We start from the raw sequence: 25477 nt of genomic DNA on the forward strand, positions 1-25477 counted from the left end.
GACGGGAAGGGGCGCAGGGGCGTGAAGGGGCAGGGGCGTGGGCCGCGCGCGCTGTTCGCGGACCTCCGGACGGACCTCCTGGCCCTCGGGCCGGACCCGCTGCCGCGCATGGCCGGGCCGCGCCCGCTGGCCCGGCTGCCGCACGTGCTCGTGGTGCTGTTCGCGGTCACCCTGGGGCTCACCGGCCGCGGCTATCCCGACTACCCGGCCTTCCAGGGGCTCGCCCTGGTGCACGCGGTGGTGCTGGTCGTGGCGATGTCCCGGCCGCTCATGGCGTGGTGGGCGTCCCTGGCCGTCACCGTCGCCGGCTCGTGGCCCACCGAGATGAGGGCCGTGGGGGACCTGCCGTTACGGTGGACGCCCTCCCCGCGGCTCCCCGGGCCGGTGACACCGGATGTGGGGCGGGTGGCGGCCGAGTGGCTGCCGCTCGTCTGGTCCTGGACCGCACCCGCGGTCGGCCTGCAGGCGGGGGTGCTGTTCCTGGTCGCGCTGCGGGTGCGGCCCCGGGTGGCGGCCGAGACGCTGACGATCACCATCCTGGTGGGGACGGCCTGCCTCTTCCTGGTCAACGCGCCGGAAAGCCTCGGCGACGCTCCGGCCGGCCTGCCCGTCCTGCTGGTCGCGACCGTGACCGGCGCCGCGTTACGCGGCCGTCGCGTGGCCCGCAGCCGCCTGATCGAGCAGGAAGTGATCACCGCCGAGGAGCGCGCCCGCCGCGCCGTGCTGGAGACGCGCAGCCGGATCGCCCGCGAGCTGCACGACGTCGTCGCCCACCACATGTCGGTGATCTCCATCCAGGCGCAGGTCGCGCCCCATCTGGTGGACAACCCGCCCGGCGAGCTGACCGACAACCTGGCGGGCATCCGCCAGAACGCCGTCGAGGCGCTGACGGAGCTGCGGCGGATCCTGGGCGTGCTGCGCTCGGAGGACGCCCACGCCGACGGGTCGCGTGACAGCCCGCAGCCCACCCTCGACCGGCTGGACGAGCTGGTCGACAACGTGCGCGGCGCCGGGCTGACGGTGACCGCCGAGACCATCGGCGAGCCGCGCCCGCTGTCGCCGGGAGTGGAGCTGTCGGCGTTCCGGATCGTCCAGGAGGCGCTCAGCAACGTGCTGCGCCACGCGCCCGGAGCGGACGCGCGGGTAGAGATCCGGTACCTGCCCGCCGCCCTGGTGATCCGGGTCGCCAACACCGCGCCGGACCGCCCCATGCCGCCGCCGAGCGGTCCCGGGCACGGGCTGCTGGGTATGCGGGAGCGCGCGGCCATGCTGGGCGGCGAGCTGGCCACCGGTCCGGCACCGGACGGCGGCTTCGAGGTGACCGCCGTCCTCCCCGTCACCCCGGCCCCCGCTGCCGCCTTCGGTGAGGAGATCGCATGACACGGTCCATCCGCGTGGTGATCGCCGACGACCAGGTGATGGTCCGGCAGGGCTTCACGGTCCTGCTCGACGCCGAGCCCGGCATCGAGGTCGTCGGCCAGGCCGTGAACGGCCTCGACGCCGTCGCCATGACCGCCGAGCTGTCCCCGGACGTCGTCCTGATGGACATCCGCATGCCGGAGCTCGGCGGCATCGAGGCGACCCGGCGCATCACCCGGACCGCCGGCGCCACCGCCAAGGTCCTCGTCCTGACCACCTTCGACCTCGACGAGTACGTGTACGAGGCGCTGCGCGCCGGCGCGTCCGGCTTCCTGCTGAAGGACGCCTCGGCCGCCGAGCTGGCGCACGCGGTGCGGGTCGTGGCGGCGGGCGACGCCCTGTTGGCCCCGAACATCACCAAGCGGCTCATCTCGGAGTTCTCCCGCATGGCCGGGGCTCCCCGCGCTCCGCTCAAGGAGCGGCTCGGCGACCTGACGGAGCGCGAGACCGAGGTCCTGTCCCTGATCGCGCAGGGTCTGTCGAACGCGGAGATCGCCGGACGCCTGGTGGTGGCCGAGCAGACCGTGAAGACCCATGTGGGCCGGATCCTGGTCAAGCTGGGCCTGCGCGACCGCACCCAGGCCGCCGTCTTCGCGTACGAGACCGGCCTCGTCCGTCCTTCCGGCTACTGAGACCCGCCGGCTACCGGCCCCCCTCCTGGCCGAACATCTCGGTGAAGCGGCCGACGAGCATCTCCCGGCCCTTGACCTGGGCGATCGTCTGAGGGTCGGCGATGCCCTCGCCGAAGGAGCCCGATCCGCCCTCCGGTCCGAGCGTGACCGCGATGAGCGGCCCGAGCGGCGTGTACTCCTGCTGCTCACCCTCGCCCGTGATCAGCGCGCGGATGTTGCCGGCCACCAGCTCCGCCTGCCGGCCCGCTATGGCCGCCATGTCGCGGTCGGCGTTCGCGATGTCGCCGACGGCGAAGACGCGCGTCTCGCCCTCCACGCGCAGCCGGGCGTCGACGCGGACGTAACCCCGCTCGTCGCGCCGGTCCGCGAGCGAACCGCCGTCGAGGTACTCGGTGTGCACCCGGACGCCGAACGCGCGGTACCACAGGTCGGCGGTGATCTCCTCGCCGTCGGTCGTGGTGACGCTGACGGCGCCGCGCGTGGCGGGCGGCGTGCCCGGCAGCTCCCGCAGCTTGACCCCCAGCCGCAGCTCGACGCCCAGCTCGCGAAGCTGGCGGCGCAGCTCGTCGCGCAGCTCCTGGATGAACGGGCCGGCCAGGACGTCGTCGGCGGTGTCCGTCACGGTGACGTGCTTGTCGGGGTGGAACGCCTTGATCTCGCCGGCCAGCTCCAGCCCGGTCGGTCCCGCGCCCACGATCAGCACGCGCCCGGCGCCGGCCAGCTCCTGGTGGGCCGCCCGGTGACGCGCCTTGGCGGCGACGAGGTCGGGCTCGTCGTTCTTGGCGGGGAACGGGTACGAGGAGCCGGTGGCGAGGACCAGGTAGTCGGGTTCGAGGACACCGCCGGACTCCAGCTCGACCCGGCGCCCGTCCACCCGTACGGCGCGGTCGCGGACGAACCGGCCGTGGACGAGCAGCCGGTCGTACGGGAAGTAGATGCGGTCCACCCAGTCGGGCTGGACCAGCGAGCGCAGCGCGGCGACGTTGTGCACGAACCCCTCGGTGGGGTCGACGAGCGTGACGTCGGCCACGTCGTCGAGCGCCTTGGCGACGCTGATGCCCGCGTACCCGCCGCCGAGGACGGCGACGGACGGGCGGACGGCGGAGGTGTTGTCGGTCATGGCGACTCCAGCTGTGGGTGTGTGAGCGGCGTCATCTGATAGCGGAAGAAGAGTTACTTCTATTTCCGAAGTGACAAGCTACACGCTAGCGCCTTGGGTTGCGAGAGGGTGGAGCGGAGCACTGTTCCGATCCCGTCCGGACAGGGAGGTTCGCGGCCGTCCGCGGGCCGTACGCGTGCGCTAGCGTGGAATCATGGCGGTGACCCCCAACCAGAGCCACGACACCGCGTCGGAGGCATGCGTCCGCGCCGACGCCGCGCTCGCCCGCGCGTTCGTGTTCCTGGGGAAGCGCTGGAACGCCGTCATCCTCGGCACCCTGAGCCAGGGCCCGGTGGGCTTCCGCGACCTCTCGCGCGCCATCGGCGGGATCTCCGACTCGGTGCTGTCCGACCGCCTCGCCGACCTGGCCGCCGCGGGCCTGATCACGCGCAGGGTCGAGGAGGGGCCGCCGGTCGCCGTCTCGTACACGCTGACCGACCGCGGCGTCGCCCTGATGCCGGCGCTCAGCCAGATCTCGGCCTGGGCCAGCGAGCACCTGCTGGCCGACGACTGTTAGCACTACAGGAGCTGCTCGCCTTCTCCGGTTGTCCGGCCGAGCACTGGGGGCGTCCGCGCACCACCAATCCGATCGAGTCCACCTTCGCCTGTCGCCCTCGTCCGTGCGAGGCGCCCGCTTCGAACGCGGTGTGCTGCTGGAACGTCACGAAGGGAAAGACGCCGCATGACCGACCCCGGCCGCTACGACCACTGCGGGCTCTATCCACGGGGCGCCGACCACGAGGCTGCGATCGAAACCATTGCTCGGCGTGTCTGCTGCTTCCTGTAGAGCCCATGCCGGGGCGATGCGTTCGCCCCGGCATGGGCTCTCTACTCGGCGTGCGCGGGCTTCGGGAGCGCGAGCATCACAAGTGCCGTGATCACGTAGAGCGCGGCGGAGACGATCAGGACGATGCTGAGCGCGTGACTGTAGTCGGCCAGCACCGGTGCTCCGGTGGCTGAATCGGTGACGGTGGTGAAGAAGATCGTGCCGAGCACGGCGATGCCGACGGCGCCGCCGATCTGGTTGACGGTGGAGAGCACCCCGCCTGCGGCGCCTGCGTTGCGTCCGGGGACGCCTGCGAGGACGACGTTGACGAGAATGGGTGCGGCGAGACCGAGCCCGAGGCCACCGATGAGGAGTGCGAGGGCGAGGAGCCAGTATCCGGGATCGTTGCCGTCCTTGACGATGTACCACAGGACGAGCTGAGATGCCGCGATGGTGAGCGAGCCGGTGATCAGGAGCGTTCTGCCCGCTTTGGCGGCGAGAGCGACGCCGAGGCCGGAGGTGATGATCGAGCCGAGCGCGTACGGGAGGATCACCAGGCCGGCCTCCCACGCGGTTCGGCCGGTTCCGTTCTGGAGATAGATCGAGAGGGTGAGGAAGTAGGACCCGATGCCGCCGAAGAAGAGCACCGAAGCGCTCAGGCCGACTGCGAAGGCGCGGATTCTCAGCAGAGCCGGGTCGAAGACAGGTTCGTCGCCGCGTCCGGTGAGGCGGCGCTCGTGGGCGAGGAAGATCGCGAGCACGATGATTCCGGCTGCGAGGAGGGCGTAGCCGGCCCAGGTCCATCCCCATGTCTCGGTCTGGATGATCGGCAGCAGCAGGAGCAGGATGCCCGTGGCCGCGAGGAGAGCGCCGGGGAGGTCCAGTCGCGCTGTGGAGGCTGAGCGGGACTCCGGCAGGACCTTCGCGCCGATGATGAGCGCGAGGATCGAGACGGGCACGTTGATCCAGAAGATCGTGCGCCAGCCCAGGCCGAACAGGTTGGCGTCGACGAGCAGCCCGCCCAGCAGCGGGCCGGCGACCGAGGCGAGGCCCTGGACCGCTCCGTAGGCGCCAAAGGCCTTGGCGCGCTCCTCCGGAGCGAATGATGCCCGGATGATCCCGAACACCTGCGGGACCATGATCCCGGCGGTCAGTCCCTGCCCGGCCCGCATGCCGATGAGCATCCCTGGATCGACGGCCAGCGCGCACAGCGCCGAGGTGACCATGAACCCGGCCAGCCCGATCATGAACAGCCGCTTGCGGCCGTACTGGTCGCCGAGCCGTCCGCCGGTGATCAGGCCCGCGCCCAGGGTGAGGGTGTAGGCGGCGATCGTCCACTGGATCTGGGCGTCGCCGGCACCCAGGTCTTGGGCTATCGCCGGGGCCGCGACGGTGACGATCGTCGCGTCGAGAAGGTCCATGAAGGAACCGAAGAGCACTACCAACAGCGTCATGGTCGCGCCGGCGCTGGCGATGAGTGTCGGCGAAGCCTCAGTGGTGCGGGTGCCCTCTCGGGGGCTCGGTGAATCGGTCATGGCGGCCACCATCGCGGGCATAGTTGCCATCGAGTGACCGCTATGGGGGAGAGAATCGGAGAATCATGGCTGCTACCTCCGCGCGGACGCTCAAGCTGCTGTCAATCTTCGGGATCGGCGCGACCCTGACCGCCGAGGAACTCGCCACCCGCCTCGGAGCGTCGGTGAGAACCGTGCGTCGCGACATCGACACGCTGCGCGACCTCGGGTACGAGATCGAGGCCGTCCGCGGAGCGGGCGGGGGATATCGGCTTGGTCGCGCCACCCGCTTGCCGCCAGTCGTATTCGACGAAGATCAGGCCATCGCCACGGCCGTCGCGCTTCAGACCGTGCCGACGGTCCTTTCCGGCATCCGCGAGAACGCGGCCCGTGCGCTCGCCACGCTGCACCAGGCGATGCCCGCGCGCAGCCGCCTGCACGCCGAAGCGTTCACCGTCTCTTCGGCCCGCAACTACTGGGAGTTCCCCGCGCCACCGATCGACGCCGAGATCGTCCGCGCCGTCGGCAGCGCGATCAACCGGCGGCACGTCGTTCGCGTGGACTACACCGGTGACGGCGAACCTGTCACGCTCACGCTGGAACCGCACGACCTCGTGGTCTGGGCAGCACGCTGGTACCTGGTCGCCTTCGACCCGGATGCGGACCGGTGGCGGGCGATGCGCGTGGACGGCATCAAACCACACATGCCCACGCACACCCCCTTCGACCGACGTGACATCCCGCAGGGCGATCCCGTCGCCTTCGTCATGACCGCACACGACCGCGGAGACGCCGCCGCCGAATGGCAATGCCGCGGCTCAGCCATCGTCGCTCTGCCCGCCTCCACCGTCGCCCGGTTCGCTCCCGGCGGATCGACAGTCGGATACGACACCGAGAACACTTGCCGACTCACGCTCGGCGCATGGTCATGGCCAGGACTGGCAGGACTGCTCCTCACCTTCGACGCCGACATCACGGACATCCAACCAGCTGAACTCAGGCAAGCCCTGCACTCCTTGCGCGACCGCATCAGCAAGGGACTCGGACCCGACAGACCCGACCGGTGACCCTTCGCCTCGGCGACCCGGCGCAGCGCCTCCACGAGAGCGCGGCTGTGATCCACGTTCTCGCTGGAGAACCGCGGGCTGTTGAGCCGCTGTGGCGTGTGCGCGCCTTTGGTGTCCCTCCGGTTCTGGGTTCTTGAAGCTGGTTTGGGGTTGGGGTTGCTTCCTTGGGGCCCGCTTTACAGGGAGTTTTCGATGGCGGCCACGATCGCCGGGTCCTCCGGAGGGGTGCCGGGGCGGAAGCGGGCGGCGACCTCGCCGTCCCGGGTGACCAGGAACTTCTCGAAGTTCCACTGGACGTCTCCCGCCTCGCCTGCCGCGTCCGGGGTCTGCGTGAGCGTGGCGTAGAGCGGGTGGCGGTCCGGGCCGTTGACGTCGGCCTTCTCCAGCAGCGGGAAGTCCACCCCGTACGTCGTCGCGCAGAACTCCTGGATCTCCTCGGCCGAGCCCGGCTCCTGGCCCATGAACTGGTTGCAGGGCATGCCCACCACGCTGAAGCCGCGCGGCCCGTAGCGCTGGTGGAGCTCGACGAGGCCCGCGTACTGGGGGGTCAGGCCGCACTTGGAGGCGACGTTCACGATCAGGAGGGTCTGGCCGCCGGCGAGCTCGCCGAGCGTCGTGGGGTCGCCCGCGAGGATGCGGAGCGGAATGTCGCGAAGAGTCATGATCTGACCCTATAGAGCCCCACTCGGGGTCGGTGCGAGGGCGCGGGTTGTGGATCTCCAAACGTGATCGCCCGAAAGTGTGACGAGCTTCACATTTGGCTACAAAAGCCCTGAATACGGACATATTGCTCTCTTTGCTACGAATCTACGCAGAGATGGACAACTAGCGATAAAGGTCTCTTTTCCGGCATGGTGTCGCTTCCCCGACCCCCGCTCGAAAGGGACCCCCATCCATGTCCATGCTTCGTCGTGCCAGTGTCCTGCTCCTCTCGGCCGCCCTCGTGGCCGGTGGCGGGGCGACGGCCGCGCAGGCGCAGACCGCCCAGGCGGCCGGCGCGAAGAACAAGGCCATCGCCAAGACCCTGGCCGCCAAGCGCGGCTGGACGAAGAACGGCCAGTTCAAGTGCCTCGTCAAGCTCTGGCGCAAGGAGAGCGGCTGGAACCACCGCGCCCAGAACAGCTCCTCCGGCGCCTACGGCATCCCCCAGGCGCTGCCCGGCAGCAAGATGGCCTCCAAGGGCAGCGACTGGCGCACGAACCCCAAGACGCAGATCAAGTGGGGCCTGTCCTACATCAAGCAGCGGTACGGCTCGCCGTGCGGCGCGTGGGCGCACTCCGAGTCGCACGGCTGGTACTGAGCGAGCCTCGCGGACGTCCCCGTTTCCCGTAAAGGTGGCGCAAGCCCAGCGTCGGGCCGCTTCACGGGAGCCCAGCGAGACGGCGACGAGTCGTGAAGGATCACGCAAACACCTGTCCAGCGCGTGTCGCTGTGCGTGACCGATGATTACGGAGCGTAATAGAAACCCGCTAGAGGAACGTCGCGGAGCCCTCCGGGCCGCCCAGCACGATCGGGCGGTCACCGGAACCCGGAGTGGCCGCGCGGGCCCTCCTCGTCCGAGCCACGGACGCGGAGCGGCAGGGTGTCCGGGTGACCGGGGCGCCCGTCCGCACGCGACCCGACAGCAAGGATCGCATTGGACAGCAAACGCGCCCTTCACAGCGCTCTGACCGTGACGGCAGCCGCCGTCGCACTCGGCACCACGGCGACGCCCGCCGTCGCCGCACCCGGCGCCACCGCGCCGGCCAACGGAGCCGACTCACACGCACAGGCCCACCAGTGGAAGGCCGGGCCACAGGCTCTCCCGTGGAGGACCGACACACGGGCCCTCCAGGGGAGGACTGACACACGGGCCCTCCAGCGGGGGGCTGACACAGAGGCCCTCCAGCGGAGGGCCGCGACACGGTCTCTCCAGCGGAGGGCCGACACGCGGGCCCTCCGGCGGAGGGCCGGGACGCCGGTCGTCCACCAGGGCTCATGGCACGCCCCGGTCATTCAGCTCCGCACCTGGACACCCTCGGTCAAGCCACCCGGACTCGCCACCCGGCTGCTGAACGCCCGGCAGGCCGCCGACCTGAGGCCCCAGCGCCGGAACAAGGTGATCGCCCTGGACCAGGTGGTCCGCAGGTCCTGGTCGTACCAGGAGTTCCAGTGCCTGGACAGCCTCTGGACAAGGGAGAGCAACTGGAACCACCGCGCATACAACAGCTCCTCCGGCGCCTACGGCATCCCGCAGGCCCTGCCCGGGGGCAAGATGAGTGGAGCGGGCGCCGACTGGCGCTCGAACCCGGAGACGCAGATCCGCTGGGGCCTCGCCTACATCAAGGGCAGGTACGGCCGGCCGTGCGGCGCCTGGGGCCACTTCCGATCGCACAACTGGTACTGACGGCAGCCGTTCTGGGGAAGGAACGGCTGCCCGAGCGGAGGGCGCCCGGTGTCAGCGGGTGCCCTCCCTGCGTGCCGGATGCACGGTGATCGCCTGGATGAGCAGCTCCACGCCGAACGCGAACTCGGCCTCGTGGTCGCAGGCGCCGAGCAGCGGCGCGAGGGCGCTCACCTCCGGGAACAGGGCCGGGTCGGCGGCCTCCGCGCCGGCCAGGTGCCGGTGGTGGGTGGGCGCGAACGTCGGCGTCACCCCCACCTCGCGCAGCAGCGAGCCCACGACGAAGGCGATGAACAGCCGCAGCACCCGCACCGCGTCGGGCCCGTCGAACCCGGCGCTGCGCAGCGTGGCCAGGGCGCGCTCGACCGGCAGCAGCCCGGCGGCGGAGTGGAGCTGGCGGCTGACCACCAGCATGGTGCAGCGCGGGTAGTGGTGCGCGATCTGCCGGAAGGCGCGCGCCTGCGTCCGGACCCGGTCGGTCCAGTCGGCGTCCGGGTCGTCGGTGAACTCGATCTCGCTGAGCACGGTCTCGGCCACGCCGTCGAGCAGCGCGTCCTTCGTCGGCACGTGGTTGTAGAGGGACATCACCCCGACGCCCAGCTCGGCCGCGATGCGCCGCATGGACACCGCGTCGGCGCCCTCCCGCTCGATCAGGCCGATCGCGGCCGTGACGATGCGCGCCCTGGACAGCGGCTCCGTGGTCATGACTCATTCTATTGACGCGCGTCCTCCGCCAGGGGTGTGTGTTCCGCCAGCTTCAGGCGCGAACGCTGGATGAACGTCCATGGTCCCGCCGGGCCGTCCGATGGTTGCCTTTGGGGCATGGAAGCCATGACAGCCACGGGCCGCACGGTCGTCCCCGCGCGGGAAGCGCGTGCGGCGCGGCTGGCCGCCGGGCAGCGCGTGAGCGTGGTCGACCTTGACGGCGGCCAGGTCGGCGACGTGTTCGCCTTCGCCGCCGAGGACGTGACCGAGCACCTCAGCGCCGCCCACACGCGCGCCGCCACGAAACGGTTGTTCCCCGCGGTGGGCGAGCCGTTCGTCACCGACCGGCGGCGACCGATACTGACGCTCGTCTCCGACACCTCTCCGGGCCGGCACGACATGTTGATCGCGGCCTGTGATCCGGCCCGGTACGCCGGACTGGGCGCGACGGCCTCGCACCCTTCGTGCGCGGACAACCTGCGTCGCGCGCTCGCCGCGATGGGGTTGTCCGTCCCCTTCACGCCGCAGCCGGTCAACGTGTTCATGCGCATCCCTGTCGGCGAGGACGGACGGCTCAGCTGGCTGCCCGCCCTCAGCCGTCCGGGGGACGCCATCACGTTCGAGGCGGCCATGGACTGCGTGTTCGTGGTCTCCGCCTGCCCCCAGGACCTCGTCGGGATCAACGCCGGCGAGCCGACGTCGCTGGCGATGGACGTCAGCGCCCCGAACTGACCCTTGAAGCCGAGGAAGCGAACCATCATGAGTGCATCACACCCCGCGCTGCTGCCGGCCCGCATCGGCGGCGTCGACCTGCCCAACCGGCTCGCGGTCGCCCCGATGACCCGCGTCTCCGCCGCGCCGGACGGCACGCCGACGCCCGAGATGGCCGACTACTACGCGAGCTTCGCCGACGGCGGCTTCGGCCTGCTGATCAGCGAGGGTACCTACACCGACACCGCCTACAGCCAGGGATATCTCAACCAACCGGGAATCGTCACGCAACGGCACGCCGCCGCCTGGCGGGAGATCGCCGCCCGGGCGCACGCCGCCGGAGCGCGCGTCGTTCTCCAGCTCATGCACGCCGGCGCGCTCTCCCAGGGCAATCCGCACCGGAGCGAGACCGCCGGCCCCTCCGCCGTGCCGCCGATCGGGGAGAAGATGCCCGAGTACGGCGGGCACGGACCGTGGCCGGCGCCCAGGCCGATGACCGCGGACGACATCGAGGAGGTGGTGCGCGGCTTCGCCGCCTCGGCGGCACGCGCCCGCGCCGCGGGCTTCGACGGCGTCGAGGTCCACGCCGCCAACGGTTACCTGCTGGACCAGTTCCTCACGGACTACACCAACCGGCGCGACGACTCCTACGGCGGCCCCGTCGCGAACCGGGTGCGCCTGACGGCCGAGGTCGTGTCGGCCATCAAGGCGGAAGCCGGGAACGACTTCTGCGTCGGCGTGCGGCTGTCGCAGACCAAGGTCAACGACTTCGTCCACCGCTGGCCGGGCGGCGCGCACGACGCGCGGATCATCTTCGCCGCGCTCGCCGCGGCGGGGGCGAGCTACCTGCACATCGCCAGCGAGGGACGCGACTGGATCGACACCGCCAAGCTGGACGGCGGCGTCACGATCACCGGTCTGGCACGCCAGGTGACCGGCCTGCCGGTCATCGCCAACGGCGGCATGCACGACGTGGCGCAGGCGGCGCAGGTGCTCTCGGACGGCCATGCCGACGTGGTGTCCGTCGCGCGAGGCGCGCTGGCCAACCCCGACCTGCCTCGCCGCCTGGCCGAGGGCCTGCCGCTGAAGGGGTTCGACCACATGATGCTGCAGCCCATGGCGACCCTGGGCAACGCCAGGCAGTGGCGGCAGGCGGCCGAGGCGACGGTGTGACCGTGCGGGCGGCCGGGGGCGGCGTTCAGCCCATGGCGTCGATGGCCAGGGCGAGGAACAGGTCCACCCGGTCCTCCGTGCGGCCCACGTCCCTGCCCGTCAGCTCGGCGATCCTGTCGAGCCGGTTGCGCAGGGTGTTGACGTGGATGTGCAGGGCCGCCGCCGTCGCCGCCCAGTGCCCGTCGTGATCGAGGAAGGCGCGTAGCGTCCGCTCCAGGTCGCCGCCGCGCCTGGCGTCGTGCTCCCTGACGGGCGCCAGCAGGTCGCCGGAGAACCCGCGCAGCGTGCCGGCGTCCACCAGGCCGAGCAGCAGCCGGTGCGTGCCGAGCTCGGCGAAGCTGCGCACCGAAGGGCCGCCGCGGCTGCGGCGCAGCACCCGGCACGCCTCCCGCGCGTGCACGAGCGGCTGCCTGAGCTCCGCCGAGTGCGGTGCGATGCCGCCGAGCCCGGTGACGGGCCGCCGCCCGGGGAACCGTCCCGCCACGCCCTGGAGCAGCCGTTCCGCGAGCCTGGGCAGGTCGTGCTCCGGCTGCCGCCAGGTGAGCACGGCCACGACGTCCTGGGTGCCGCCCGCGACCACGGACGGCACCCCCTCGTTCGCGAAGAACTCGCCGACCACCTCGGCGAGACCGTGCAGTGTGGGCCCGTCCGCACCGGCGAAGGCCACCGCGCAGACCGCGAGCGGCCCGGCCGGGTCCACGCCGAACGCGCGCAGCCGTTCGGCCGCCTCCGCGGCGCGCCGCCCGCCGGACAGCACCATCTCCAGCAGCTCGCTGGCGAACCGCAGCTCGATGGCCTGCACGGCCTGCTGCTTGGCCACTTCCAGGCTGAGGAACTTGGCGGCCTGCTCCAGCGCCTCCCGCTCGACGGAGGTGAGAGCGGAGAGCGGGCGCAGGCAGATGAGCGCCGCGTCGACGTCGCCCACCGCGCCCACCGGGTACAGCGCCGCGAGGCCGGTGCGGAGCCGCAGCTCCAGCGCCGGTGGCCGCCTGGCCAGCCCGGCCGTCACGACGCGGACCTGCTCGTCGTCCAGCTCGGCTCCGGCGGCGGCGAGCAGTCTGCCCATCCGGTCGACCACCGCCAGCGGCAGATCGTGGTCGCGGGTCAGGACGCGGAGCACACCGGAGGCGCCGGCTCCGCGCGAGATCGCCGTGGCCAGGGCGTCGCCCCTGCGGATCATGCCCACCAGGGCCTCCTGGCGCTGATCGGCGTACAGCGCGGAGACCGCGTGGGAGACGGCGGTGAACGGCACCTCCGCGGAGATCTCCAGCAGCGGCAGCCCGGCCTCCTCGCAGGCCTTCACCAGTTCCTCCGGCGCGCGCGGCACCTTGGCGCGCAGCCCGAACACGATGCCGCCCGCCCTGGCCCGCCGCACGCCGGCCACGAACTCGGCCGGTGTCACCTGCCCGTCCCACAGGCCGTTGGTCAGCACCAGCTCCCGCTCCCTGACGTACGGGGAGGGGTCGGGCAGCTCGGTGTTGTGGACCCAGGCCAGGGGCTCGTCCAGCGCGCCCGGCGGGCCCGGCACCAGCACGCGCAGTCCGAGTGAAGCGTCCCCGGCCAGGGAGCTCAGCGTGAACACCTTTGTGAATATAGACAGCGGCCGCCGGCCGGGCCGTGGGACCCCGCGCTCAGGCGGGGCCCGGGCCCTCCTCCCGCACCCGGGCGATCAGCTCCTCCACCTGGGTGCTCAGTTTGGTCCCGCGTGACCACCCCGCGTAGTGGGTGATGAAGACCACCACTTCGCGCAGCTCGTCCTCCGACAGCAGGTTCGTGCGCAGGGCGGCGTCGAGCTGGACCTCCGCCTGGTCGTCGATTCCCTGGCCGATCAGCAGGCCGAGGAGCAGCAGGCGGCGGTCCCTGAGCGACAGCACGTCACGCGACCACAGGTCGCTGAACTGACGCTCGGCCGTCATGCCGTAGGAGTCCACGGTCTCGATCACCGGTTCTTTCATGAGTGCGCTCCCCAGTCGGAGGGATCCTCATATCTTTCGTCACTTCCTGAGAGGAACCAATGGGGGGTTGCACGAACGTTGTACGGCGGTGACCGTTGAGGGAGCGGCCCTGACGTCGGCTCTGTCTGGTCTGTAACAAGTGAAGCCAAGGTCCGGGCAAGATTTGGTCAAGATTTCTCATCGTACATCCGGCTCGTCGCGCCCGAAAACGGGCACAACAACGGCGTTGGTCCGCCAAGCGGAGGTAACCCCCGGTGAGAACGGCACGGGCCTGGGTCGCGCTCATGGCCGCGGCCCTCATGCTGTCCGCGTGCGGGCAGCCCGACTACACCTACGTGCGCGACCGTGACGGCACCACCTACTTCAAGGTGCCCGCCTCGTTCGCCCAGCTCAACGCCCACCAGATCGACCTCTACCTGAGCGGGACGCAGCCCGGCTCCCAGGCCGAGGCGGAGCAGTCCCGGCGCGTCTGGTCCGTCGCCTTCGACCAGTCGTCCGAACCGGACGTCACCCACCTGCTCGGCTCCACCGAGCCCTTCGTCTACGCCACCGTCCACCAGCTCACCGACGAGCAGCGCGACGGGGTCTCCCTCGACCGGCTCCGCGACTTCGTCCTGCCGGTGACCGCCCGGGTGCGCGAGCTGTACGAGGCGCAGGCCACGGCCTCCGGCCGGCAGCCGCTGTTCACCGGGTTCGAGCAGATCAGCGACCAGGTGCTCACCTTCGACCGGGGCGCCAGGGGCGTCAGGGTGCGCTTCAGCTACCGGATCGGGGCGGACGTCCAGACCTTCGACCACACCGCCATCCTCGACGAGCAGGGCGACACCGTCTCCGTCATGCTCATCGGCTGCCAGGCGATCTGCTTCCAGGCCCGCGCCGCGGAGTTCGACAGGATCGCCGATTCGTTCAGACTGCTCCGGCTGCCCGGATGAGGGGGCACAGTTGACCACCACCACGCACCACGAAGGGCTGCGCGCGCCCGGCAGCGGGCCGGCCGACCCCGACTCGGTCACCAGGAAGAAGATGCCGTTCTGGGACCGGAGCAAGTTCCTCATCGGGCTGGCCGCGGCCTTCCTCGTGCTGTCCTGGAAGACCATGGCCGACTACGAGGGCATCGTCACCTTCCCGGAGGCTGTGCGGGCCATCGCCTACGAGCACCAGTGGATCTTCTGGCTGCTCGGCGCAGAGGCGCTGCGCCAGCTCCACTTCCTCGTCAGCGAGCGCTCGCCCCGCTACCACGGGTTCTGGAGCCGCCGCGTGTTCGGCGGGTTCGAGCGGTGGGCGCTCACCCGTTTCGACGACTGGACGCGATACCGGATCTCCCGGGCCATCAAGATCGTGTTCTGGGTCGTGCTGGTGGCGCTGGTGCTCGGCGCCGTCCTGGAGACCAGCCCGTTCCTGGCGCTGTTCCGGGCCCCGGCGCTGGTGTTCCAGGCGCTGCCGTTCCTGCTCCAGATCATCTTCCTGTTCTTCGTGGTCATCATCCAGTTCGTCGGCATGTTCTGGTTCCTGTCGCGCGGCGGCGTCGAGACGTACTTCCCCGACGACATCAAGACCCGCTTCGCCGACGTGTGGGGCCAGGACCACGTCGTCGAGCGCGTCCGCGAGAACATCGTCTTCCTCGAACGGCCCGGCGAGATCGAGGAGCGCGGCGGGTACGTCCCCAGCGGCCTGCTGCTGTGGGGGCCGCCCGGGACCGGCAAGACGCTCATGGCCGAGGCGGTCGCGGGGGAGACCGGCAAACCGTACGTGTTCGTGGACCCCGGGGCGTTCACCAACATGTTCATGGGCATCGGCATCCTCAAGGTCAAGACGTTGTTCCGCAAGCTGCGCAAGCTCGCCCTCAGGTACGGCGGCGTGATCGTCTTCTTCGACGAGGCGGACTCGCTCGGCAAACGCGGGCGGCTCGCCGTGCAGGGGCCGCCCGGCCAGGGCGGCGGCTGGTCGGCGTTCTCCGGGGCGCGGGACTGCCACGGCCTCGGCTACCTGTCCGAGGAGACCCGGTCCGTACTGGCCTTCCGCCGCGGCCGTGAGCCGGAGGAGCCCGGCGCCCGCAACCGCTTCATCATGGGCGGCGGCATGAACAGCGGCGACCCCGGCACCCTCCAGGCGCTGCTCACCGAGCTGTCCGGGCTCAAGAAGCCGCGCGGCTTCTTCAACCGGCTCGTCCGCCGGCTGCTCGGCATGCGGCCCAAGCCGCCGCCCAAGTACCGCATCCTCGTCATGATGGCCACCAACCGGCCCGACGCGCTCGACGAGGCGCTGCTGCGTCCCGGCCGCATCGACCGCATCTACAAGGTGGGCTACCCGTCCAAGGCGGGGCGGCTGCGCACCTACCAGGGCTACTTCGACAAGGTCGAGCACGAGCTGACCCCCGAGCAGATCGACAAGCTCGCCACCATCACCCCGTACGCCACCGGCGCCACCATCAAGGACCTGGTCAACGAGTCGCTCATCACCGCCATCCGGGACGAGCGCGAGGTCATCACCTGGTCCGACGTGCTGCGCGCCAAGCGGCTCAAGCAGCTCGGCCCGCCCGAGGACGTCGAGTACATCGAGCGGGAACGGCACGCGGTCGCGGTCCACGAGGCCTGCCACGCCGTCGTCGCCTACGTCACCCGTTTCCACCTGGAGATCGACATCGCCACCATCGAGAAGGGCGCCGACTACCTCGGCATGGTGGCCTCCATCAAGCCGGAGGACCAGTTCACCCGGTGGAAGTCCGAGTACGAGGCCGACATCATGGTCTCCCTCGCCTCCCTGGCGGGCGAGCGGATGTTCTTCGGCGAGGACAACTCCTCCGGCGTGTCCGGCGACCTGCACTCGGCCACCTACCTGACCGCGCTCATGGAGTCCCACTGGGGCATGGGCTCCGGGGTCACCTCGCTGCCCGCCCTCCAGGAGCTGGAGATCATGGGCGGCAAGGCCATGCCGCGGCGCGACGGCGGCCCCACCGGCGTCGCCGACAAGGATCCCCCCAGGGTCAGGCCCGAGCTGACGCCCGACGTGTTGGGGGAGCGGATCGAGTTCAACCTGGTACGGCTGCTGGAGCGGACCGAGCGGCTGCTGGAGGAGCACCGGCGTGACGTGCTGTGCGTGGCGCACGCGCTGGAGACCCACAGGACGCTCAACGGCGACGACGTGGTGGCCATCGTCGAGCGGCGCCCCGGGCCGATCATCAACGGCACGATCTACGCCTCGGACGAGCTGTACCAGGAGCTGGAGGACTACCACCTGGAGGCGGCGCGGGCGCACAAGGAGCACAGCCGCATCGACCGGGACCTGCCGGAGGTCGCGGAGCGGCCGGGCGACGGGGAGGCGGTCACGGGTCGGATCGTGGAGAACGCCCCCTCGGGGACGCCCGTCATCCCGACAGTGCCCGCTGCGTCCCCGGCGACCGCTGCGTCCCCCGCGTCCGCTGTGTCCCCGGCGTCCGCTGTGATCTCAGCGGACGGGCGGCCGGAGTTCGTGCCGTGGGCGCCGGAGCCCGCGCCGGCCGCCGCCCCCGTGGCCACCCCGCCGTCGGCTCCCGTGCCCGCTCCCGCTGCCTTCACGGCCCCCGCGTCCCTGACCGGCCCGGTGCTCGGCGCGGCGCAGCCACCGCCGGGGCCCACGGGGGCACCCGTCGTGGGGCCGGCCGCCGAGGCGGTGGCCGACCCCGTCCGCACGCCGCGGCGCGGGCTGCGCGGCCGGGGCTGGGTGCTGGTCATGAGCCTGCTCGCGCTGGTGACGCTCGTCCTGCTCGTCGGGCTCGCCCTGACCGGCGTGGCGCCGCCCACCGGCGCCGGCAAGGGGACGGGGGTCGCCTCGCCGGGGCTGCTGCTCATCGTGTTCGTCGTCGTGGTGGCCGTGATCGTCGGCATCGGGCTCGCGCTAGTGGCGGTCCGCGGCATGCGGGCGGCCCAGATCAAGGCCGAGCGCGAACGCGACCACGCGCACGCCCGGGCCCAGCTCCTGGCCGCCGCCATGGACCCGGACACCGCCATGCGCCTGCTCGGCTACGACGGCATGAACGGGAGGGACCCGCGCAACTGAAGCGCCGGGCCGGACGGGAGACCTCCGGCCCGGCACGTTCGCATGCCCTCACAAGCGGAGATGCGGACCGGTGTCACTTAACACGACGTTCACATTCGGGCAAAAAGCGGGAAACGGCCGTCCGGAAGACTCGGCGCGGCTGAGAGAAACCCCGAAAGGACCGTTCGTGAGCTACAAGGCTGAGTACATCTGGATCGACGGCACCGAGCCCACCGCTCTGCTGCGCTCGAAGACGAAGATCCTTGCCGATGGCGCCGAGCCGCCCGTGTGGGGATTCGACGGCTCCAGCACCAACCAGGCCGAGGGTCACTCCTCCGACCGGGTGCTGCGCCCGGTGTCCACCTACCCGGACCCGATCCGCGGCGGTGACAACATCCTCGTCCTGTGCGAGGTCGAGGAGATCGACGGCACCGCGCACAAGAGCAACACCCGCGCCCTGCTGCGTCCCATCACCGAGCAGTACGCCGACCAGGAGTCCTGGTTCGGCATCGAGCAGGAGTACACCTTCTTCAAGGGCAGCCGCCCGCTCGGCTTCCCCGAAGGCGGCTTCCCCGCCCCGCAGGGCCACTACTACTGCGGCGTCGGCGCCGAGGCCGTGTTCGGCCGCGACATCGTCGAGCTGCACCTCGACCGCTGCCTGGCCGCCGGCCTCGCGATCTCCGGCATCAACGCCGAGGTCATGCCCGGCCAGTGGGAGTTCCAGGTCGGCCCGGCGGGTCCCGTCGAGGTCGCCGACCACCTGTGGGTCGCCCGTTACCTGCTCTACCGGACGGCCGAGGAGTTCGGCGTGGAGGCCACCCTCGACGCCAAGCCCGCCCGCGGCGACTGGAACGGCGCCGGCGCGCACACCAACTTCTCCACCAAGGCGATGCGCGAGAACTACGACGCGATCATCGCCGCCTGCGAGTCGCTCGGCGAGGGCGACAAGCCGATGGAGCACGTCTCCCAGTACGGCGCCGACATCGAGCTGCGCCTGACCGGCCACCACGAGACCGCCCCGTGGAACAAGTACAGCTACGGCGTGTCCAACCGCGGCGCCTCCGTCCGCATCCCGTGGCAGGTCGAGGTGGACAAGAAGGGCTACATCGAGGACCGTCGCCCCAACGCCAACATCGACCCGTACGTGGTCACCCGCCTGCTGGTGAACACCTGCTGCGCGGCGCTGGAGAAGGCCGGCCTCGTCTGACCGGTGGCACGACGCTGATCTCAGGGAACGCGGGCACCCCCGATGGGGCCCGCGTTCCCGCGTTGTCCGACTGCGTACCGTCGCCTTTCGACGCCGTACGGTGATCGGGGCACGCCCATCGTGGCACGGAGCCACCCCGCCGCGCAGGCCGACGCCCGCGGCGGAGTGGCTTTCTTCCCGGCTTCTCGTGCGGAAGGATGCCCCGCCGGCGGTCTAGAGGCGGAAGTCCAGGTCGGGGGTGATGTCGGCGACGTCCATCTGGGCCTTCTGCAGGCGGCCCGAGTGGTCCCAGTTCATCGCCTGCCAGCGGGTGAACTGCTCCAGCACCCACATGCCCGACTGGCGGCTGCCGTTGCCGGACTTGCCGTTGCCGCCGAACGGCAGGTGCGCCTCCGCCCCGGACGTGGAGTTGTTGACGCTGACCATGCCGGCCGAGACGCCCTCGCGGAAGCGGAACGCGTGCCGGGCGTCGGTCGTGTAGATGGAGCTGGACAGGCCGTATCCGGGCAGGTTCGCCAGCTCGATCGCCTCGTCCAGGGTCCGGAACGTCGTCACGCCGACGATCGGCCCGAACGTCTCCTCCAGGAACATCCGGTCGTCCGGCCGGACCCCGTCGACCACGACCGGGTGGTAGTACAGCCCGCCCTCGCCGGTGAAGTCCTGACGCGGGCTGTCCGGGGTGATCCGTCCGGTCTCGCCGGTGACGACCCGGTGGTGGGGCTGGATCCAGGTCAGGTACTCCTCGTACCGGTCGGCGAACTTCTGGTCGAGGAGCGGTCCCGCCAGCACGTCCTGGTCCGGCTCGCCGATCCTGGCCTCCCGCACCGCCGCGGCGAACCGCTCCACGAACTCGTCGTGGACGCTCTCGTGCACGATCACCGTGCCGAGGCTGGTGCAGCGCTGGCCGGCCGTGCCGAACCCGGAGAACAGGGCGCCCTCGACCGCGAGGTCCAGCTCGGCGTCCGGCATGATCACCATCGGGTTCTTGCCGCCCAGCTCCAGGCACGCCGACTGCAGGTGGCGCCCGGTGAGCTCGCCCACCTTCCGGCCGACCTCGCTGGAGCCGGTGAACCCGACCTTCTGCACCGTCCCCTCCTCCAGCGCCCGCTCCAGCCCGCCGAACGTGTCGGCGCCGTCGGCGAACACCACGTTGAGCACCCCGTCGGGCAGGCCGGACGCGGCGAACAGCCGGTACAGGGCGTGCGCGGACGCGGCCGCGTACTCGGCCGGCTTCCACACCACGGCGTTGCCGCACAGCAGCGCCGGCACCAGGTACCAGGACGGCACGGCGACCGGGAAGTTGCCCGCGGTGATCACCGCCGCCACGCCCACCGGGTTGCGGAAGGTGAACAGGTTCTTGTCCGGCATCTCCGACGGCACGGTCTGCCCGTACAGCCGGCGGCCCTCGCCGAGGAAGAAGTCGCACGTGTCGACGATCTCCCGCACCTCGCCCAGCGCCTCGGCGTACGGCTTGCCGATCTCCTCGGTGACCAGCCGGGCCAGGCTCTCGGCGTTGGCCTCGACCAGCCGCCCGATGGACGCGATCACCCGTCCGCGCACCGGCGCGGGCACCTTGGCCCACTCGCGCTGCGCCTCCTTGGCGGTCCGGCAGGCGGCGGCGAACGTGTCGGCGTCGGCCAGCCCGACGCTCGCCACGACCTCGCCGGTGCGTGCGGGATTGGTCGACTGGTACGTGCTCGCGCTGGCGGCGTCCTTGCCACCCACGACGGAGACGATCTGACGGGTCACCGGTGCCCTCCTCAAAGTTCCTACGGCCAGACAATCATCCCGCCGCAAAAAACCTCAAGGCGGGGCAGGGCAGAGCCGGCGTCTCACGCGCATCATCCACCTGCCCGCTGCTCGCGCCGCCTCCGGCAGCCCTGCCGGAGGCGGCGAGGTCGCATCACGCGACGGCGGTCCCCTCAAGTTCGACCATCAGCGTGGGGATCGCCAGCCGGGTCACCCCGAGCATCGTGGTGGCCGGCGCCACCCCGGCGGCGCCCAACCGCGCCGCCAGCACGCCGTAGTGCTGGAACAGCAGATCGACGTCGGTGGTGTAGACGTTGAGCCGGACGAGGCTCGCGAGGGACATGCCGGCCTCGCCGAGAACGGCCTCCAGGTTGTCGAGGCTCAGCGCCAACTGCGCCGCCATGTCACCGTCATGCTGGGGCTTGCCGTCACCGCTCATCGCGGTCTGCCCGGAGACGTACAAGGTCCGGCTGTGCCCGGAGACGAGCTCACCCTGGTTGTACCCCAGCTCCGTCGACCACGCCCACGGGTTGATCGCCGTTCGTTCCATCGCCACATCGGCTCCATTCGATTCGTCGGGAGTACGTACGTCGAGCGGCGCGGTAGCCGCCATCCTCGACGTCGCGGTGCTGAGCCTCCCAACAAATCACGACATCTTGTGTCGTGTATTCCACTAAGGTTTTCGGGTGCGCGCCGACCGGTTGGTCTCGCTGGTGCTGCTGCTGCGGCAGCACGGCCGGCTGTCCGCGGCCGCGCTGGCGCGCGAGCTGGAGGTGTCCACCCGCACCGTGCTGCGCGACATCGAGGCGCTGTCCGCGGCCGGCGTCCCCGTCTACGCCGAACGCGGCCGGCACGGCGGTTTCGCGTTGTTGCCCGGATTCCGGACCGAGCTCACCGGGCTGAACCCCGACGAGGCCCTTGCCCTGCTGGTCGCCGGTTCCCGGCGCGGCGCGCAGGCGTTCGGCCTCGGCTCGGCGCTCGCTTCGGCGATGCTCAAGGTGGTCGACGCGCTACCCGAGAGCTATCGGGCCACCGCGGCCGGCGCGGCCGAGCGCCTGCTCATCGACCCGGAGACCGACCTGCTCTCGCGCCGGCTGGTCGCCGAGGAGGTGCCTGACGCCATAGCGGCCGAGGTCCTGCGCGCGGTGTTCGCCGGACACAAGCTGCGCATCCACTACGCGGCTGTGGACCAGACCCCGCAGTGGCGCACGGTGGACCCGATCGGCCTGGTCACCGTACGCGACCGGGGATACCTGCTCGCCACGAGGTCCGGCACGGACCGCACCTACCGGCTGTCCCGGATCCTGGCCGCCGAGGAACTCGCCGAACCCGCGCAGCGACCGGACCGGGTCGATCTGGACCGGGCCTGGCAGGAACGCAGCACGCGGTTCCGGACCGGCGGCGACCAGGTCACCGTGCTGGTACGGGTGCACCCGGCCCGGCGGGAGGACCTGGTGGGCACCGCGCTGGCCGTCCTCGCCGAGGAAGCCGACCCGGACGGGCGGCTGCGGCTGGAGGTGGCCTTCCAGGATCCGAGACACGCCGTATGGGCGCTGTGGCAGCTCGGCACGAGCGCGGAGGCGCTGTCCCCGCAGTGGTTGCGCGCCTCCCTGCGCGACCGCGCCGCCGCGGTCGCCGCCCGTTACGAAGCCTCGTCCTGAGAGCCGGTGGCGCTTACCTGGGACGTAATTGGCGCCCTTACCTCAGCCCGGCAAGATTGTCCCCATCAGCAGCACCAACCACCCGGACCATGACATTGGGGGCAATGAGATGTTCTTCGCGGCGACTGACGGGACTCGGCTGGCGTACGAGGACTACGGTCAGGGCCGGCCGATCGTGTTCGTCGCCAGTGCGATGCTCTGCTCCGACATGTGGGAGTACCAGATCCCGTACTTCGTGGAGCGCGGCTACCGCTGCATCGCCCTGGACCGGCGCGGGCACGGCCGCTCCGACCGGCCCAGCACCGGCTACGACATGGACACGGCGGCCGACGACCTGGCCGTGCTGATCGAGCGGCTCGACCTGCGCGAAGCGATTTTGGTGGGCCACTCGATGGGCGGCGCCGAGATCGCCCGGTACCTGCACCGGCACGGCGACGAGCGGATCGCGCGGATCGCCCTCGTCTCGGCCATGCTGCCGTTCATGCGGCAGACCGACGACAACCCCGAGGGAATCCCCGGCGCCATCCTGGACGCGTCGATCGCCTCGCTCGACGCCGACCGGCCCAAGTGGCTGGCCCGGCAGTCCCAGGCGTTCTTCGCCACCCACCTGGGCAACGACGTCTCCCCGGCGCAGGTCGAGTTCACCTTGCGCCAGTGCCTGGAGGTCTCGCCGTGGGCGGTGCGCCAGAGCCAGCGGAACGTGGTCGACTTCGACCACCGGGCCACCCTGCCGGAGATCAACGTCCCGACGCTGGTCGTCCACGGCGCCGCCGACTTCTCCGCCCCGATCGACGTCACCGGCCGCCGCACCGCCAAGCTCATCCCCGGCGCCGTCTACCACGAGTACCCCACCGCCGGCCACGGTCTGTTCGTCAGCCACCGTGACCAGCTCAACGACGACCTGCTCGCCTTCATCACGGGCCGGTGACCCGCGAGGACGCCACGCGAGGAGGCCGCCTCCCCGGGGGAGGCGGCCCCTGGCCGTTCTACTCCCGGCCCTCTTCCGGCAGGCCGTTGTCGAACTGCTGCGGCTGCACGAGCTTGTTCGGCCTGCCGCGCTCGGACTTCGCCAGGACGGCGGCGTCGGGGTAGTCGGTGACGAAGGCGTCCACGCCCAGGTCCAGGTGGGCGCGGTACTCCGCCAGCGCGTCACCGTGGTCGGTCGGGACCTGACCGCGGCGCAGTTGCAGGGGCAGGTACTGGTTCTCGCTGCGGAACGTGTAGACGCCGATCTTGAGCCCCGCCTTGTGCGCGTCCGACACCAGCGTCGTCGGGGTGCCCCAGCCGCCGTCCGGGTTGACCGGGATCGCCGACGACTTGTCCGGCCCGATCCACCGGGCGTACTGGGCGATCTTCGCCAGCCCTTCGGGCTTCATCATGTCCGCGTACGTCGTCGGGTCCCCGGCCGCCGTCAGGTCGTGCGGCCGGCCCGTGGTGCCGAGCGCCTGCCACAGCGGCACGCGCAGCTCCTTGGCCACCCGCTTCAGGCTGGACGGCTCGAACGACTGCACCACCACCGGGCTGTTCGGCCGGTCGAGCCCGTTGCGCTTGACGGTCTCGATCAGCGGCTCCTCCAGCGGCAGCCCGATCGACCTGAAGTACGTCGGATGCTTGGTCTCGGGGAAGACGCCGACCTGCCTGGCGTACTGGCGGGACAGCCGCTTGGCCAGGTCGAGCACCTCCTGGAACGTGAGCACCCGGTAGTAGCCGTTGTAGACGGTGTTGCGCTGGCGGATCGCGGGCAGCCGCTCGACCGCGCGCAGCGTCTTCAGCTCGGCCAGCGTGAAGTCCTCGGTGAACCAGCCGGTCACGTCGCGCCCGTCGACGACCTTGGTGGTCCTGCGCGCGGCGAACTCGGGGTGCAGCGACACGTCGGTGGTGCCGGAGATCTCGTTCTCGTGCCTGACGACCAGGACGTGGTCCTTGGTCGGCACCAGGTCGGGCTCGATCCAGTCGGCGCCCATGGCCACGGCCAGCTCGTATCCGCCCTGCGTGTGCTCGGGGCGGTGACCCGCCGCGCCGCGGTGGCCGATGACGACGACCTTGGACCGGTCGGCGGCGGGCTCGGCGGCGGCCGGGGCGGTGGCCGCTCCGGCGAGGGGAACGAGGACGGCCAGGGTGGTGGCAGTGGTGACTGCGATCTTTCGCACGTGGGCTCCCTGCGGTGTCGGCACCGGAGACTCTCACCGGTGATCACCGCCGCCGGTTATGGTAAGGACCGAAACCCACCTATGGCCCCAATAATGGCGAAATTTCCGGTGACAAGCGCGTTCCGTCAGCTGGCGCGTGTCACGGCCGGTCGGACCCCGGGTCCGGGGTGGCGTCGTCCATGGGCGGGCCCGCCACGGCGGCGGCGAGACGCGCAGCGAGCACCGTGACCGCGGCGCGCAGTTCCGGCCCACCCTCGACGCGGAAGGGGAACGGCACGGTCGGCAGCCATTCCTGCGCGTACATCGTCGGATTGCTCGTGCTGCCGACGAGCACGCACCCGTCCCCCGACGGTTCGAGCCGCCCCATGGGCGGCCGGATCCAGGGCGCCACCTCGGCGAGGGGAGCGTCGAACACGACGCGTGCGGCGAACTCCCACCCGGTGCCCAGGTTCTCCTCCAGAGCCGCCACCGGGTCGAGGCCGTCGGGCGGCTCGAACGCGTGCGTGCTCCGCTGGACCCGGCGGACGCGGTCGACCCGGTAGGTGCGGATGGCGTCCGCGCGGTGGCAGTAGCACAGCAGGTACCAGCGCCCGTGGCGGACGACGACCGCCCAGGGGTCCACCTCGGCCTCCCACTCGTTGCCGGACCCGCTCCGGTAGGCGACCACCACGCGCCGCCGGTCCGCGATGGCGGCCACGAGCGCGCTGGTGGTGGCGGGATCCGGACGGGCCGAGAGCCGGTCGGGCGCGGCCGACGCGTGCTCGCGCAGCGTCGCCGCTTGCCGTCCCACACTCTCGGGCAGGGCCCGGATGACCTTGCCCAGGGCGGCGCCGACGAGGTCGCCGACGTCGGCGGCCGCCGGCTGGCCGTCGAGCACCGCCATGACCAGGCCGAGCGCCTCGGGCTCGGTGAAGGAGACCGGAGGCAGTCGCGTCCCGCGCCCGAGCCGGTACCCCCCATAGGGGCCGCGGGCCGACTCGACGGGGATGCCCGCCTCGCGGAGGATCCCGACGTACCGGCGCGCGGCCCGCTCCGTGACGCCCAGACAGGCGGCGAGCTCGCCGGCCGTTACGCCAGGGCGGGTCTGGAGGATCTCCATGGCGCGCAGAGCTCGTGCGGTGGGGCTGAGATCGGTCGGCACCCGAGCACATTAGGCGGTCACGGGACGAACAGGAAGTAGAACGTCCGGAATCGGTCCTAGCCTGACGTCCT

General features: G+C 71.3%; 22 protein-coding genes and 2 pseudogenes. 14 read left to right on the forward strand and 10 right to left on the reverse strand.

Annotation, left to right across the window (positions count from 1 at the left end; translation table 11 throughout):
- Positions 1 to 21 precede the first annotated feature (21 nt).
- Both AB0H64_RS14445 and AB0H64_RS14450 read left to right on the forward strand, forming a co-directional pair.
- Positions 22 to 1380: a sensor histidine kinase gene (locus AB0H64_RS14445; RefSeq protein WP_357623843.1), complete on the forward strand. Its 1359-nt coding sequence runs from the start codon at positions 22 to 24 to the stop codon at positions 1378 to 1380.
- Positions 1377 to 2051, forward strand: coding sequence for a response regulator transcription factor (locus AB0H64_RS14450; RefSeq protein WP_357623845.1), 675 nt, complete (start codon positions 1377 to 1379; stop codon positions 2049 to 2051). The genes AB0H64_RS14445 and AB0H64_RS14450 overlap by 4 nt, the downstream gene beginning before the upstream one ends.
- 10 nt (positions 2052 to 2061) lie before the next feature.
- Here AB0H64_RS14450 and AB0H64_RS14455 read toward each other — a convergent pair whose 3' ends face one another.
- Positions 2062 to 3171: an FAD-dependent oxidoreductase gene (locus AB0H64_RS14455; protein ID WP_357623846.1), complete on the reverse strand. Its 1110-nt coding sequence runs from the start codon at positions 3169 to 3171 to the stop codon at positions 2062 to 2064.
- Between the two features lie 193 nt (positions 3172 to 3364).
- On the opposite strand from AB0H64_RS14455, the gene AB0H64_RS14460 reads away from it, so the two are divergent.
- Positions 3365 to 3727, forward strand: coding sequence for a helix-turn-helix domain-containing protein (locus tag AB0H64_RS14460; protein WP_357623848.1), 363 nt, complete (start codon positions 3365 to 3367; stop codon positions 3725 to 3727).
- Positions 3728 to 4038: 311 nt separating this feature from the next.
- On the opposite strand, the gene AB0H64_RS14465 is transcribed toward AB0H64_RS14460, so the two are convergent.
- Complete coding sequence (locus AB0H64_RS14465) at positions 4039 to 5397, reverse strand: MFS transporter (RefSeq protein ID WP_357623850.1); 1359 nt, start codon at positions 5395 to 5397, stop codon at positions 4039 to 4041.
- Here AB0H64_RS14465 and AB0H64_RS14470 point away from each other — a divergent pair.
- On the forward strand, positions 5396 to 5548 hold the full coding sequence (locus AB0H64_RS14470) for a hypothetical protein (protein WP_357623852.1): 153 nt from the start codon (positions 5396 to 5398) through the stop codon (positions 5546 to 5548). The genes AB0H64_RS14465 and AB0H64_RS14470 overlap by 2 nt on opposite strands.
- A gap of 28 nt (positions 5549 to 5576) precedes the next feature.
- Positions 5577 to 6557 (forward strand): WYL domain-containing protein, encoded by a 981-nt coding sequence (locus tag AB0H64_RS14475; protein ID WP_357623854.1) that lies wholly within the window; start codon positions 5577 to 5579, stop codon positions 6555 to 6557.
- Between the two features lie 176 nt (positions 6558 to 6733).
- Here the strand turns inward: AB0H64_RS14475 and AB0H64_RS14480 are convergent, their stop codons facing one another.
- Complete coding sequence (locus tag AB0H64_RS14480; RefSeq protein WP_357623856.1) at positions 6734 to 7219, reverse strand: glutathione peroxidase; 486 nt, start codon at positions 7217 to 7219, stop codon at positions 6734 to 6736.
- 344 nt (positions 7220 to 7563) lie between these two features.
- On the opposite strand from AB0H64_RS14480, the pseudogene AB0H64_RS14485 reads away from it, so the two are divergent.
- Positions 7564 to 7857: pseudogene (locus tag AB0H64_RS14485) on the forward strand (transglycosylase SLT domain-containing protein); the annotation flags it as partial.
- Positions 7858 to 8652: 795 nt separating this feature from the next.
- Positions 8653 to 8943, forward strand: a pseudogene (locus AB0H64_RS14490) (transglycosylase SLT domain-containing protein); the annotation flags it as partial.
- Between the two features lie 51 nt (positions 8944 to 8994).
- On the opposite strand, the gene AB0H64_RS14495 reads toward AB0H64_RS14490, so the two are convergent.
- Entirely contained in the window at positions 8995 to 9645 is a 651-nt protein-coding gene (locus tag AB0H64_RS14495; protein ID WP_357623858.1) for a TetR/AcrR family transcriptional regulator C-terminal domain-containing protein, read from the reverse strand.
- A gap of 117 nt (positions 9646 to 9762) precedes the next feature.
- On the opposite strand from AB0H64_RS14495, the gene AB0H64_RS14500 reads away from it, so the two are divergent.
- Both AB0H64_RS14500 and AB0H64_RS14505 read left to right on the forward strand, forming a co-directional pair.
- A complete protein-coding gene (locus AB0H64_RS14500) occupies positions 9763 to 10377 on the forward strand; it encodes an urea carboxylase-associated family protein (RefSeq protein ID WP_357623860.1) in 615 nt (204 codons plus the stop codon).
- Positions 10378 to 10404: 27 nt separating this feature from the next.
- Entirely contained in the window at positions 10405 to 11529 is a 1125-nt protein-coding gene (locus AB0H64_RS14505; RefSeq protein WP_357623861.1) for an NADH:flavin oxidoreductase, read from the forward strand.
- 25 nt (positions 11530 to 11554) lie between these two features.
- Here the strand turns inward: AB0H64_RS14505 and AB0H64_RS14510 are convergent, their stop codons facing one another.
- Together AB0H64_RS14510 and AB0H64_RS14515 are read right to left on the reverse strand one after the other, a co-directional pair.
- On the reverse strand, positions 11555 to 13111 hold the full coding sequence (locus AB0H64_RS14510; RefSeq protein ID WP_357623863.1) for a helix-turn-helix domain-containing protein: 1557 nt from the start codon (positions 13109 to 13111) through the stop codon (positions 11555 to 11557).
- A gap of 49 nt (positions 13112 to 13160) precedes the next feature.
- A complete protein-coding gene (locus AB0H64_RS14515) occupies positions 13161 to 13484 on the reverse strand; it encodes a carboxymuconolactone decarboxylase family protein (protein WP_357623864.1) in 324 nt (107 codons plus the stop codon).
- A 254-nt stretch (positions 13485 to 13738) separates the two neighbouring features.
- On the opposite strand from AB0H64_RS14515, the gene AB0H64_RS14520 reads away from it, so the two are divergent.
- From AB0H64_RS14520 to glnII, 3 genes are all read left to right on the forward strand, one after another.
- Entirely contained in the window at positions 13739 to 14416 is a 678-nt protein-coding gene (locus AB0H64_RS14520) for a hypothetical protein (RefSeq protein WP_357623866.1), read from the forward strand.
- Positions 14417 to 14426: 10 nt separating this feature from the next.
- Complete coding sequence (locus tag AB0H64_RS14525) at positions 14427 to 17519, forward strand: AAA family ATPase (protein ID WP_357623868.1); 3093 nt, start codon at positions 14427 to 14429, stop codon at positions 17517 to 17519.
- A gap of 166 nt (positions 17520 to 17685) precedes the next feature.
- Positions 17686 to 18705 (forward strand): glutamine synthetase, encoded by a 1020-nt coding sequence (gene glnII, locus AB0H64_RS14530; protein WP_357623870.1) that lies wholly within the window; start codon positions 17686 to 17688, stop codon positions 18703 to 18705.
- Between the two features lie 213 nt (positions 18706 to 18918).
- Here glnII and AB0H64_RS14535 read toward each other — a convergent pair whose 3' ends face one another.
- Together AB0H64_RS14535 and AB0H64_RS14540 are read right to left on the reverse strand one after the other, a co-directional pair.
- Positions 18919 to 20454 carry an aldehyde dehydrogenase family protein gene (locus AB0H64_RS14535; protein ID WP_357623871.1) on the reverse strand — a complete coding sequence of 512 codons (1536 nt, stop codon included), beginning with the start codon at positions 20452 to 20454 and terminating at the stop codon, positions 18919 to 18921.
- Between the two features lie 154 nt (positions 20455 to 20608).
- Positions 20609 to 21004 (reverse strand): RidA family protein, encoded by a 396-nt coding sequence (locus tag AB0H64_RS14540; protein ID WP_357624070.1) that lies wholly within the window; start codon positions 21002 to 21004, stop codon positions 20609 to 20611.
- Between the two features lie 136 nt (positions 21005 to 21140).
- Between AB0H64_RS14540 and AB0H64_RS14545 the strand changes: the two genes are divergently transcribed.
- Positions 21141 to 22115, forward strand: coding sequence for a WYL domain-containing protein (locus AB0H64_RS14545; RefSeq protein ID WP_357623873.1), 975 nt, complete (start codon positions 21141 to 21143; stop codon positions 22113 to 22115).
- A 109-nt stretch (positions 22116 to 22224) separates the two neighbouring features.
- Positions 22225 to 23043: an alpha/beta hydrolase gene (locus AB0H64_RS14550; RefSeq protein ID WP_357623875.1), complete on the forward strand. Its 819-nt coding sequence runs from the start codon at positions 22225 to 22227 to the stop codon at positions 23041 to 23043.
- A gap of 58 nt (positions 23044 to 23101) precedes the next feature.
- Here AB0H64_RS14550 and AB0H64_RS14555 read toward each other — a convergent pair whose 3' ends face one another.
- Both AB0H64_RS14555 and AB0H64_RS14560 read right to left on the reverse strand, forming a co-directional pair.
- Positions 23102 to 24265, reverse strand: coding sequence for a glycerophosphodiester phosphodiesterase (locus AB0H64_RS14555; protein WP_357623877.1), 1164 nt, complete (start codon positions 24263 to 24265; stop codon positions 23102 to 23104).
- A gap of 139 nt (positions 24266 to 24404) precedes the next feature.
- The gene (locus AB0H64_RS14560) at positions 24405 to 25406 is read right to left on the reverse strand and encodes a WYL domain-containing protein (protein WP_357623878.1); all 1002 of its coding nucleotides are present in this window, start codon (positions 25404 to 25406) and stop codon (positions 24405 to 24407) included.
- Positions 25407 to 25477: the final 71 nt, after the last annotated feature.

This window comes from Nonomuraea sp. NPDC050733, assembly GCF_040654215.1.
Classification (GTDB): domain Bacteria; phylum Actinomycetota; class Actinomycetes; order Streptosporangiales; family Streptosporangiaceae; genus Nonomuraea.

Coding starts and splice junctions, on each gene's coding strand:
- AB0H64_RS14515 (WP_357623864.1), bottom strand. CDS start 13,484: ATGAAAGAACCGGTGATCGAGACCGTGGACTCCTACGGCATGACGGCC.
- AB0H64_RS14550 (WP_357623875.1), top strand. CDS start 22,225: ATGTTCTTCGCGGCGACTGACGGGACTCGGCTGGCGTACGAGGACTAC.
- AB0H64_RS14495 (WP_357623858.1), bottom strand. CDS start 9,645: ATGACCACGGAGCCGCTGTCCAGGGCGCGCATCGTCACGGCCGCGATC.
- AB0H64_RS14475 (WP_357623854.1), top strand. CDS start 5,577: ATGGCTGCTACCTCCGCGCGGACGCTCAAGCTGCTGTCAATCTTCGGG.
- AB0H64_RS14450 (WP_357623845.1), top strand. CDS start 1,377: ATGACACGGTCCATCCGCGTGGTGATCGCCGACGACCAGGTGATGGTC.
- AB0H64_RS14470 (WP_357623852.1), top strand. CDS start 5,396: ATGAAGGAACCGAAGAGCACTACCAACAGCGTCATGGTCGCGCCGGCG.
- AB0H64_RS14455 (WP_357623846.1), bottom strand. CDS start 3,171: ATGACCGACAACACCTCCGCCGTCCGCCCGTCCGTCGCCGTCCTCGGC.
- AB0H64_RS14465 (WP_357623850.1), bottom strand. CDS start 5,397: ATGGACCTTCTCGACGCGACGATCGTCACCGTCGCGGCCCCGGCGATA.
- AB0H64_RS14540 (WP_357624070.1), bottom strand. CDS start 21,004: ATGGAACGAACGGCGATCAACCCGTGGGCGTGGTCGACGGAGCTGGGG.
- AB0H64_RS14500 (WP_357623860.1), top strand. CDS start 9,763: ATGGAAGCCATGACAGCCACGGGCCGCACGGTCGTCCCCGCGCGGGAA.
- AB0H64_RS14460 (WP_357623848.1), top strand. CDS start 3,365: ATGGCGGTGACCCCCAACCAGAGCCACGACACCGCGTCGGAGGCATGC.
- AB0H64_RS14480 (WP_357623856.1), bottom strand. CDS start 7,219: ATGACTCTTCGCGACATTCCGCTCCGCATCCTCGCGGGCGACCCCACG.
- AB0H64_RS14505 (WP_357623861.1), top strand. CDS start 10,405: ATGAGTGCATCACACCCCGCGCTGCTGCCGGCCCGCATCGGCGGCGTC.